Here is an 11962-nt window from a genome sequence, read left to right as displayed (position 1 = left end):
CGGATTACCGAGAGGGTTGTTTTTTGCTATTCAACCCTCTTTTTTAAAGATTTTATCCCATGAAAAAAAATATTTTTTTACTGGGCTTTTTCCTGCTGTTTTCCATATTCGTAAAGGCTCAGATATACAATCCCATAAAATGGAAAACCAGTGTCGAGAAAATTTCTGATACTGAATACGAATTGCAGGCAAAAGCCATTATAGAGTCAGGCTGGCATTTGTACAGCCAGGAAGTTGCAGACGGAGGACCGATTCCAACGCGTTTTAATTTTATAAAAAGCGCAGATTTTCAGTTAATTGATGCTGTAAAAGAAGAAAAAGGAAAAACGGTTAATGATCCTGTTTTCAAAATGCAGATTAAGTTTTTTGAAAAAGAGACTACTTTTAAACAGCGTGTTAAAATACTTTCATCTAAACCTTTTAAAATCAAGGCTGAAGTTGAATTTATGGTTTGTAATGATGAAAACTGTCTTCCTCCAAGTTCAGACGAATTGGAGTTTGTCATGAGTCCTTCCGCGAAAGCGAAAACTTTAATAGAAACGGCAGCTAAAACAGAAGCTAAAGCTGTTGAAATAGATTCTTCGGTTACCGAAATAAAAGAAAAAACAGAAGAAGTTCTTGCTGCAGAAATAACAAAAACACCTCAAAAAGAAATTAGAAAAAGAGAACCAAAAACAGAATCAAGAAGTTTGTGGACGATTTTTTTATTATCATTTTTCTCTGGATTTGCGGCCTTGCTAACACCTTGCGTTTTTCCGATGATCCCGATGACGGTGAGTTTTTTTACCAAACAGAGTAAAACTAAATCGCAGGGAATACGAAAAGCCGTTTTTTACGGAATCGCGATTATTGCCATTTATATCTTTTTGGGAGCTGTTGTAACTTGGGCTTTTGGAGCAGATTCGCTTAATGCGCTTTCTACAAATGTCTGGTTTAATCTTGTATTTTTTGTGCTTTTAATGATTTTTGCATTTTCATTTTTAGGAGCATTCGAAATCATGCTTCCCAATGCATGGGCAAACAAAGTCGATTCGCAAGCCGATAGAGGCGGAATCGTAGGAATATTGTTTATGGCTTTGGCTCTAGCAATTGTTTCCTTTTCTTGTACGGGTCCAATTGTTGGTACTTTATTGGTCGAAGCTGCTTCGCGAGGCGGAATTGCGCCATTTGTCGGAATGTTTGGTTTTTCTCTGGCTTTGGCTTTGCCCTTTACTTTATTTGCGGCTTTTCCGGGTTGGCTTAATTCGCTTCCAAAATCGGGAGGATGGTTAAATTCTGTAAAAGTATTTTTGGGATTTTTAGAAATGGCTCTTGCTTTCAAATTCCTTTCCAATGCCGATTTGGTTCTGCAATTGCATTGGTTGGAAAGAGAAACTTTTCTAGCAATTTGGATTGCCATTTTTGGAACGCTGGCTTTTTATTTATTCGGAAAAATTCAGTTGCCGCATGACAGTCCGGTTTCAAATATCAGTGTAGGAAGATTAGGATTAGGGGTTTTGGTTTTGGCTTTTACCATTTATCTGATTCCTGGAATCTGGGGAGCGCCTCTTAAAATGATTAGCGGTTTTCCGCCACCGATGCATTACAGCGAAATTCCAAATGGATTGAATAATTCCAGTTCAAAAGAAATAACACAAAACCTTCCAGAAGGAGCAGAACTTGGTCCGCATAACATTATGGCTTTTACGGACTATGATTTAGGAATGCAATATGCCAAAAAGATCGGAAAACCAGTTATGATAGATTTCACAGGTCACGCGTGCGTAAATTGCCGTAAAATGGAGGACAATGTTTGGTCTGATGAAAAAGTGCAGAAGATCTTAAAAGGCGATTTGGTTTTAATTTCACTTTATGTAGACGATAAACGAGAACTAAATCCGCACGAACAGATTACCTCTAAACTAACAGGGAAGAAGTTAAAATATATTGGTCAGAAATGGAGCGAATTTCAAACACTGACTTACAAAACCAATGCACAACCATTTTATGTTTTGGTAGATCATAATGGAGAAACGCTAAATGAAACGTCTGCTTATAATCCAGATATCGAAGAATATTTGAACTGGCTTAAAAAAGGGGTTTCTAATTTTGATAAAAGCTAAAGTTCAGGATTTGTACTTTATTTATAATTATGTTGTTAATCAAAAAGGGAATAGTTTACGAGCTATTTCCTTTTTTGTCCTAAGAATATTAAGAAAGTACTGTGTCTGGCAGGACACTAGTTTTTTGTGTAAAATTTAAAGTCAGCTGATCCAGATGTCCAAAGAAAAAAGTATCTAGAATTTCCTGAAAAACAGGATGCGCATTTTCTACCTGAACAAATAAACTCATAGAAGAATGCAGTTTTCTTGCGCCAAGTTCTCCTAAAATTCCTTCGGCAGACTTCTTTTTTAAGGTCAACAGCAATTTAGAGATCTCAATTAAATGTTTCGATAAAATCGGATGCTTTAAAAATTCAGTAGCTTCTTTAAGATCTGCAACGGCATAATATTCAGAAAGAGCACTTTTGCCAAGTCCTTTGATCTGCGGAAAAATGAACCACATCCAATGGGTTTCTTTTTTACCTTTTTTTATTTCAGATAATGCTGTCAGATAAAGTTTATTTTGCGCATCTAAAAATCGGGTCAAATCATTTTTTGCGTAAGTCATCTCTTGATTCTGTATTAAATGATTAGTAAATCTAATTTGTTTAATCGGTAACACTTGTAATATATTTTTTAAAGAATTGTATCAAAATTTTCGAATACCAAAAGTAGAATGCCTATAGTGTTCTGAGTTATAGAATTGTAGTTTGTCTTTACATAATTCCGATAGGCCTGTAAGAATGCCTTGTTAATATAATTTTAAAGTTTTGAATGATTCTAAATTCTAATGTTATTTTAATGTTCTACAAAAAAATTGGCTCTAAATTGCGCGCTCAGAAAAATTATAATAAACGCCTTAAATCACTGGGGTTTTGAATCAAAACGATGTGATTGCAATTAAACTTTTAGCCTTTTTTAGAGTATGTTGAACAAAATTAAAAATAGCTTTTTATGTAAATGCCTTCAGGCATTGCTTGTCGGCTATTTTCTAATTAGCAGTTTAAATATTTCTAATAGCGTTGGAAGGATCTTAAGCGATAACGCCGAAACCTACACGGTAAAAGGCATTACCTGCAACTTTCTGAAAAAAATCTTCAAGTGTGATGGAATCCCAGAGGAACTGGATGACTACAAAACAAAGGACACTAAAACTGCCAAATTAGCAAAAGGCATTCCTTTAATGGAATATTTGATTTCATCTGAATCTTTGATGCCTCATTTTGGTTTTCTAATAGAATCAGAAGGGAAAAAATATATTGATAATACGATCTTTTCGTTTGGTTTTCATGGTAAAATAGATATACCGCCTCCTAGGGTGAATTCATAAATACTTGTTTTTTAAGGATTAGGATAAAAATCTTAATCCAAAAATGCGGTTTTTGCCGTATATTTATTCTATGTAATAATCTTGTATTTATACTTAAATTCATGACACCATTTAAACGTTTTTATAACTTATTGCAGCTCGATAAGCGCGATGTGTATCAAATTATCTTCTATGCTGCATTTGCAGGGTTAGTTAATCTTTCTCTGCCTTTGGGAATCCAAGCTATTATTAATTTTATTCAAAGCGGACAGCTGAGCGTCTCGTGGATCGTTCTCGTTATTCTAGTTACGGTTGGAGTTGGCTTTGGCGGAGTTCTAACGATTTTGCAGTTGCGAATTGTAGAGAATTTGCAGCAGCGAATTTTTGTGCGCTCTTCTTTTGAGTTTGCGTACAGAATGCCTTTAATAAAATTTAAAGAAATGTACTCGGAATATGCTCCCGAAAAAGCCAATCGTTTTTTTGATACTTTAATGGTACAGAAAGGCACTGCAAAACTATTGCTTGATTTCTGCACCGCATTCCTTCAGGTTGGTCTGGGGATTATTCTATTGGTTCTTTATCATTCTTTCTTTATGGTAATTGGACTTTTATTTATTGTCATTTTATATGTCATTTTTAAATTTTCGTATAAAGATGGTCTGGAAACCAGTTTAAACGAATCGAAATTTAAATATAAAGTGGCAGCATGGCTTCAGGAAATTGCTAGAAATAGAGAAAGTTTCCGTAGAAAAGGAGCTTTTGAATATGCTTTGGAAAGAAATGACCAATATGCAACCAACTATGTAAATTACCGCGAAAAGCACTTTCAGGTAATGAAGAAACAATATATTCAGCTGACTATTTTTAAAGTAATTGTTACTGCTGCCTTATTATCGATCGGTGGTTTTCTGGTAATTCACCACCAAATGAACATAGGGCAGTTCGTAGCAGCTGAAATCGTAATTGTATTATTAATCAACTCGGTAGAAAAAATCATCTTCGGATTAGAGTCTTTCTACGACGTATTGACTTCTGTTGAAAAAATTGGTCAGGTTACTGATATGGAAATTTCATGCATTCCTCAAACTTCAGATAAAACTGAAAAAGGAATCAATATTGAGACCGAAAGCATCAATTACCATTATCCAGAACACAACAAAAAATCACTGAAGAATATCAATTTAAAAATCTCTCAAGGAGAAAAAATCATTCTTACAGGAACAAATGGTGCAGGAAAAAGTACTTTGCTAAGATTGCTTTCGGGTGTTTTAGAACCAGAAAGCGGAGCGATGTACGTAACTGATAATTATATGAATCGCCTTAACGAAGATACATATAGAGCGCAGGCAGGGACATTCTTGCAAGGCGATACACTTTTTGCAGGAACAATTCGTGAGAATATTGTTTTTGGAAATGAAGAATTAAATAGCGATGATTTAAAATGGGCTTTAGATAATGTTGGCCTTACTCCATATATTAAAACTTTTGAAAACGGGTTGGAAAATCAAATTCATCCTGGAGGTCGTGAACTATCTGCTTCTGATGTTCAAAAAATTCTTTTGGCAAGAAGTATTGTGGGTAAACCGAATATCTTATTCTTAGAAGATCCAGTTGACAAAATGGACGATTTGACTTCGAGTAAAATTGTAGACTTTTTACTTTCGGAAGAAAATGACTGGACTGTTATTGTGACTTCTAAAAATGATATTTGGAAAAGCAAATGTAGTCGTATGATTACGATTGATGACGGAAAAATTATTAACGACATAAAGCTTTAATCATGCTCAACCTATCTAAAGATAACAACGTACTTATAACGCCGGGGCAATACAAATCGATTACAAGTGTTGCTCGTAGACCACATTACGCAATTTTAAATAAAGTCATAATCGGATTTTTGATTTTTGCTGTCTTATGCCTTTTCTTGCCTTGGACACAGAATATTTCAGGAACAGGTTCTGTAACGACTTTAAAACCAGATCAAAGACCACAGACTGTTCATAATGCCATTGCTGGACGTATAGAAAAATGGTTTGTAAAAGAAGGAGATTACGTAAAAAAAGGAGATACAATTCTTTTTATTTCGGAGATCAAAGAAGATTATTTAGATCCTAATTTGGTTAATAATACCAAACAGCAAGTAGATGCCAAAAAAATGGCTGTAGAATCGTATGGAGATAAAGTAAACTCTCTTGACGTGCAGGCGCAGTCGCTTAACACGGAAAGACAGTTGAAATTGCAGCAAGCGCAAAACAAAATTCGTCAGTCACAATTGAAAATAAAAAGCGACAGTATGGATCTTGTAGCAGTAAAAACTCAGCTTCGAATTGCAAAAACACAATTTGACCGTTCGACTGCTTTAAACAAAGAAGGTCTTAAACCGCTGACAGATGTCGAGCAGAAAAGATTAAAACTGCAAGAGTCAGAAGCTTATGTGATTACGCAGGAAAATAAATTGTTGAGCAGCAAAAATGAATTGATAAATGCAAAAGTAGAAATCAATAGAATTACTGCTGAATATGCTGAAAAAATATCAAAATCAAGAAGCGATAAATTTACTGCTTTAAGTACGCAATACGATACAGAAGCTCAGGTAAATAAGCTAGAAAACCAATATACTAATTACAGACTTAGAAACGGTTTATATTATATTACAGCGCCACAGAGCGGTTACGTAAACCGAGCTTTACTGGCTGGTCTTGGAGAAACGATTAAAGAAGGAACTCCTGTTGTGAGCATTATGCCTTCTAAATATGATATTGCGGTAGAAACTTACGTAGATCCAATCGATTTACCGCTTGTGCATCGTGGTGCAAAAGTTCGTGTTTGGTTTGATGGATGGCCTAGAATTGTATTTTCTGGATGGCCAGGATTATCTTATGGAACTTACGGAGGTAAAGTTGTAGCGATAGAAAACTTTATAAGTCCGAACGGGAAATACAGAATTTTGGTTTCACCAGATGGAGAAGATCGTCACTGGCCAAAAGAATTGAGTATTGGTGCAGGTGCGCAAAGTATTGCATTGCTAGAAACCGTTTCGGTATGGTACGAGATTTGGCGAAACTTAAATGGTTTTCCGCCAAACTATTATAATTCAGGAGAAAAAGAAGATAAAGGAAAGGAGAAAAAGTAAAATGAGAAATCTTGTAAAATTGTTTTCTTTCTTAATACTATTTTGTTTTTCTACACTTCATAGCCAGAATTTTAATCAAGAGGAACTTACTTTTATCGAGTACTTGGGATATGTAAAAAAATATCACCCGTTGGTAAAACAAGCCAATCTTGAAGTGACAAATGCTCAAGCAAAATTGATGATGGCTCGAGGCGGATTTGATCCAAAACTGGAAGTAGATTACAATAAGAAAGAATTTAAAGGCACAGAATATTATTCGTTATTAAACAGCAGTTTCAAAATTCCGACTTGGTATGGAGTAGAAATTAAAGCAGGTTTTGACGATACAAATGGAGAATATTATAATCCGCAGAACAAAACTCCAGAAGCAGGTCTAACTTCCCTCGGAATTAATGTTGCTCTAGGGCAGGGAATGTTTATTAACCAAAGAATGGCCGATGTTCGCGAAGGAAAACTTCAGGTAAAACTGAGTGACGCACAGCGAAAATTGAGAGCAATTGAAATTTTATATCAAGCTAGTGAAGCTTATTTTGAATGGAGAAGAAGCTATAACGAAGCTGAATTGTATAAAAATTATTTAGGTTTTGCGAGCACTCGTTTTGAAGGGGTTAAAAAACTAATCGCAGCAGGAGATGCGCCAGCAATTGACAGTGTTGAAGCTAAAATCACCGTGCGAAACAGAGAACTGAATGTTGAAAACGGAAATTTGAAATTAGCGAAAGCAAAACTTAAATTGGCCAATTTTTTGTGGATTGAAAATGTTCCAGTTGAATTGGGAGATTTGGTAAAACCAGAACAAAACCTAATTCAGACCATTGAGGAAACATTAAAAACAGATGCGATGATGGTTGATGTTGAATCATTAGATTCTCACCCAAAGATTCAATCTTTAGAAACTAAAATGGATATTTTGGAAGTTAATCGCCAGCTAAAAGCCAATTCATTGCTTCCGAAAATAAATGTGGGCTATAACTACATTTCAGAACCAAATTACTGGAATAATTTTAATGCTGATGATTATAAGTTTAATATTGATTTCAGTTTCCCAATTTTCTTAAGAAAAGAACGTGGAAGTTTAAAAATGGCTAAACTGAAAATTCAGGATATGCAATATGATATTGGACAACAGCGATTGGAACTTAAAAATAAAATAAAAGCACAGCAGACGGAAATTGCTTCGTTAAGAAAACAGAAAATCGTAATCGACAATCTCGTACAAGATTATATGACGATGCTGAATTCAGAAGAAAAATTATTTTCATTCGGCGAGAGTTCGATTTTCTTAATCAATTCGAGAGAAAACAATCTTGTAAGTGCAAAATTATCGCAAATAAGTTTAGAGAATCAGTTTTATCTTTCGAATGGCGAATTGTATAAAATATTGGCAAATCCAGATTAATACGTAATCAGATATGCAGTTTGCAATGACTGTACTATATTAATTTTCATAATTTAAATTTAGAAAGCTTCAGAATCATCTGAAGCTTTTTTATTTATGCAATTAATTCAAACTTCTTTTTAAATTTGGCTAAAAAGAAACAAATTAAATCATGAAACAAGCGATTGTAAATGCTGTTGTGCATACAGGTGACGAAATAATTGAAAATGGAGTTGTTATTATTGAAAACGGAACTATTATTTCGGTGCAGAAAGAAATCCCAAATGATTTGGAAAAAATCGATTTGGGAGGCAATCATCTTTCAGCAGGATTTATAGATATTCAGATCAATGGCGGTGAAAAGTATTATTTCAGCCAGACTCCAAACGAGGAAACCATTCAGGATATTTATGATGCAAGTATGAAATACGGCACAACACACGTTTTACCTTGTTTGATTTCTTCTTCAAGAGAAACCATTTTAGAAGGAATTGAAGCCGTTCGCAATTACATGGAAAAGCATAATAATGGTGTGATCGGAATGCATTTAGAGGGACCATTTTTAAATCCGTTGCGACGTGGTGCTCACAGCATTGATCAAGTTCGAAAACCGACTAATGCTGAGCTTGAAGAAATTATCGAAAAAGGAAAAGATGTTATTAAAGTAATTACAATTGCTCCAGAATGTTTTACAGAAGAACAATTGAATAAACTGATTGAAAGCGGAATTACCATTTCGATCGGACATTCGACCATAACTCATAAAGAAGCGCAACCTTATTTTGCTAAAGGAATAAATCTGGTAACGCACTTATTTAATGCCATGACACAGTTTGGACATCGTGAACCAGGTTTAGTTGGAGCCGTGTTTGAAAATGAAGCTGTTTATGCGCCAGTTATTCTAGACGGTGCACATTGCGATTATGCGGCGGCAAAAGTGGCTTACAAATTAAAAAAGGATAAATTCTTTTTAATAAGCGATGCTACTTTTTTAGGACGAAAAGTAGCCAATTTTAAATGGGATAATTTTGATGCTCATTTAGAAAATGGTTTTTACAGAAATGAAGACGGCAATCTGGCGGGAGCTACAATATCTATGGCAGAAGCGGTGCAAAATGCGTATAATCATCTAAATGTTTCTGCAGATGAAGCCATAAAAATGGCTACTATAAGAGTAGCTTCTGCAATTGGTATGCAAGATAGAGTGGGAAAAATTAAATCTGGATTTCCTGCCACTTTTGTTAAATTCAATGCTGATTTAAGCGAAATAGAAACCCTTTAATTTTTCTTAAACCAACTTACCTATTTTATATGATTGAAGAAAACGACTTTTAATTTTCAATAAATTAAAAGAATGTAAAATCATTTTAGTTGGAATTGGTTTCGCTTTTTTGTGGTCGATGAACCTCTGACTTTATATACGCTTTTTGGAGTTATTTTAGTTGTAGTAGGATTATACATCAGTATTTCTTCCGAAAAACTAAAAAAAACAAATTAGAAGAAGCAGTATATAATAGTCTAAAAACTAACCTTTAGATATTTTTAAAACAAAAAAAACGATTTTTAATATATTTTACCTTCATACTTTTCTTGCAATACCTATGATTTTAAAAATCATATTTATAGTTTTGCACCATATTTTTAACCCCAAACCTACTTACTTACTATGAGAAAAAACACTCACTTTTTTGTATTTGCCCTACTGGCAAGTATTATTTTTGGCTGTAGTGACGATGGAGATTCGTACAAACCAAATTATCTAGCAAGCATAGATTTAACAGCTTTGCCAGCAGAAAATCATCCGATGACCATGTTTGCCGATGACGAAGATCCAGCAAGAATGTACGACAAAACAGATCGCTGGTTTAGAGTAAACGAACCGTTTCAAGTTATTCAAAAAGGAAAAGATTCTGTACAAATTTCGCTTTATTCTCCAGTTGGATTAACAGACGTAAAAGTGTATGCAAAATTGCCTAATTACGATAAAAAGTTTTTGCTTTATAGTTTTTCAAAAGTTCCTGCTTTTCACCGTTCTTTTCATAAAATTCCTTTAACAGAGCAGAAAAACGATTATTTGCTAGAAACAGGAAATACAGTAACAATCGATAAAATTGAAGGGTTTTCATCTGGAGCGATCGAGTTTTCTGTAGAATCAGATGATCCTTTGTTTAAACAATTCAAAAAGATAAAATCTAATCATTTGGTTCAGTTTCATGACGGATACCACATTAATGATTTGGGTAAATATCTTCCGATGAATCCTGCATTGGCAAAAGAAGCGATTACAATGATTATCAACTATTCTTATGCATTGAGCCATCCACTGTATTACAGTACATTCACCAATTTTGACAAGTACAAGCAAGAACAGGCAGCAACGGCAGGAACGGGCATAAATGGCGCGTTAAACTGGCACGGAAATGCAGATGATGTAGATGGTGTTTACGATTATTATTCTAAAGAAGAAATTGAAAAAATATATTGGAATTATCTAGATAAAAGAACGCTTTGGATGGCAATGGTTGGAGGCGATTCTGCTTGGGGCGGAGGAAATCTGGCATCGCAGTGGGAATCAGGTTATGTAAGAGGACATTGGCTAGGAGAAATGTCGGTTTGGTCTCACGAATATTCGCATCATATTGGTTTCAGCCATAGCAGTAACTTAGCAAATAGCGGAGAAGGCGGTGGACAGCAAGAAATGCTGACTGAATTTTATAAGTATTTAATTTATTTAAATGATCTTCCTTTTACAGATCCAGATGTTTTAAAAACATATGAGAAAACAAATTATGTAACAGGAACTTATAAAAAACCAGTATTTAAAATTGACCCTAAAAATTCATTTTTAGTCAAATATAAAGGCGAAGGAAAATGGAACTAAAATATAAACTACACATGAAACATATTCTGCCCCTAATTTTAGCACTTTGTTTGTTTACAAATTGCAGTAAAGACGATGCTGCATCTAAGGATTATACCTATTATTATCCGACTGAGGAAGCTTCTATTACAAACGAAAATATTCCAGGTAGCACAGAAGCATTTGACCCGAAAGGAATCACTATTGCAAATGAAAAATTGTATGTGATTAACGGAAATGTACTAGAGGTTTTTAATGCTCTGACTTTAGAACATATTAAAACAATAAAAGAGTATAAAAAAGGAAATACTACTATTCCGCTAACAAGTTTAACATCAGTTTCTGTTGATAGTGGTCGTATTTATGTTGGCAGTACAGAATCTAGATTATTTGTTTTTGATGAGATTACAAACGCTGGAATTAGTACTGTTGGAAATGGCCAATGGTGGCAGACTTTTGTTCACGTTTTTGGCGTTGTAGCAAAAGACGGATTGGTGTTTGTAAAAGAAAAAGAAAAGAGCATAAAGGTTATTGATGCTTCTCAAATTACAGAAACAAGCGATTGGAATTTAAAGCCTATTGCCAAATTGAATACTTTAAACGGATATACAGAAATATATTCATTGGATGTTTATGATGGAAATTTGGTTGTAGGAGGAAGAGATGCCAAAAGCTATTTATATTATAATATTGCCAATATTAAAGCCAACGCTGCAGCTTCGTTAACAACTCCTATCGAGCCAGAAAAAGTGCAATTTGTAGACGTTAAGCCAATTGCAGTATCTTTTAGCAAAGATTGGGCAGTTACTTCAGAAAATGTTGGAAGTGCATCTTATTTAAAATTATATCCAAAAGAAGAGTTCATTAAAAAGAATTATAAAGCAGCTTTAAGCGTTTCTGATATTTTAGGGCAAAATGCTTTTGGAACTATTGTTGGAACAGCACAACTTGACGATCGTATTTTCTTATCTGATAATACCAATAAAAAAATCAGAATAATAAAGTTGAATAAGTCAGTAATTGCGGAACAAAATAATTAAATTCCAAAAGTTTAATTATAAAACTAAAAATTCCAAATTCCAATCTAATCCCGAAACTTCAGGAAGAGACAATTGGAATTTGGAATTTTTTATTTGAAGTTTCATTTCTATTTGGAATTTCAAAATAACCTACTAAATTGATAGGTTAATAAAAGTTTTAA

General features: G+C 34.2%; 9 protein-coding genes. 8 read left to right on the top strand and 1 reads right to left on the bottom strand.

Going from position 1 to position 11962, the window contains the following annotated elements; all coding sequences use genetic code 11:
- The first annotated feature begins 59 nt into the window (after positions 1 to 59).
- Positions 60 to 2102: a protein-disulfide reductase DsbD family protein gene (locus tag QLQ95_RS02095; RefSeq protein ID WP_482502431.1), complete on the top strand. Its 2043-nt coding sequence runs from the start codon at positions 60 to 62 to the stop codon at positions 2100 to 2102.
- Between the two features lie 88 nt (positions 2103 to 2190).
- Here QLQ95_RS02095 and QLQ95_RS02090 read toward each other — a convergent pair whose 3' ends face one another.
- A complete protein-coding gene (locus tag QLQ95_RS02090) occupies positions 2191 to 2649 on the bottom strand; it encodes a DUF1810 domain-containing protein (RefSeq protein ID WP_320492222.1) in 459 nt (152 codons plus the stop codon).
- Positions 2650 to 3006: 357 nt separating this feature from the next.
- Between QLQ95_RS02090 and QLQ95_RS02085 the strand changes: the two genes are divergently transcribed.
- From QLQ95_RS02085 to QLQ95_RS02055, 7 genes are all read left to right on the top strand, one after another.
- Entirely contained in the window at positions 3007 to 3411 is a 405-nt protein-coding gene (locus tag QLQ95_RS02085; RefSeq protein WP_482502429.1) for a hypothetical protein, read from the top strand.
- A 101-nt stretch (positions 3412 to 3512) separates the two neighbouring features.
- Positions 3513 to 5168: a peptidase domain-containing ABC transporter gene (locus QLQ95_RS02080; RefSeq protein ID WP_095929013.1), complete on the top strand. Its 1656-nt coding sequence runs from the start codon at positions 3513 to 3515 to the stop codon at positions 5166 to 5168.
- Between the two features lie 2 nt (positions 5169 to 5170).
- Complete coding sequence (locus tag QLQ95_RS02075; protein WP_095929012.1) at positions 5171 to 6523, top strand: HlyD family secretion protein; 1353 nt, start codon at positions 5171 to 5173, stop codon at positions 6521 to 6523.
- A gap of 1 nt (position 6524) precedes the next feature.
- Positions 6525 to 7922, top strand: a complete 1398-nt coding sequence (locus QLQ95_RS02070) for a TolC family protein (RefSeq protein WP_482502427.1) — start codon at positions 6525 to 6527, stop codon at positions 7920 to 7922.
- A gap of 151 nt (positions 7923 to 8073) precedes the next feature.
- Positions 8074 to 9183: an N-acetylglucosamine-6-phosphate deacetylase gene (gene nagA, locus QLQ95_RS02065; protein WP_320492220.1), complete on the top strand. Its 1110-nt coding sequence runs from the start codon at positions 8074 to 8076 to the stop codon at positions 9181 to 9183.
- 384 nt (positions 9184 to 9567) lie between these two features.
- Positions 9568 to 10782, top strand: a complete 1215-nt coding sequence (locus QLQ95_RS02060) for a hypothetical protein (RefSeq protein ID WP_248727745.1) — start codon at positions 9568 to 9570, stop codon at positions 10780 to 10782.
- The gene (locus tag QLQ95_RS02055) at positions 10773 to 11801 is read left to right on the top strand and encodes an NHL repeat-containing protein (protein ID WP_482502424.1); all 1029 of its coding nucleotides are present in this window, start codon (positions 10773 to 10775) and stop codon (positions 11799 to 11801) included. Before QLQ95_RS02060 ends, QLQ95_RS02055 begins: the two co-directional genes overlap by 10 nt.
- The last annotated feature ends 161 nt before the right edge of the window (positions 11802 to 11962 follow it).

The organism is Flavobacterium sp. B330r, assembly GCF_056824325.1.
Note: the sequence above shows the minus strand (reverse complement) of the source record. Positions and strands in the feature narration are given on the sequence as shown.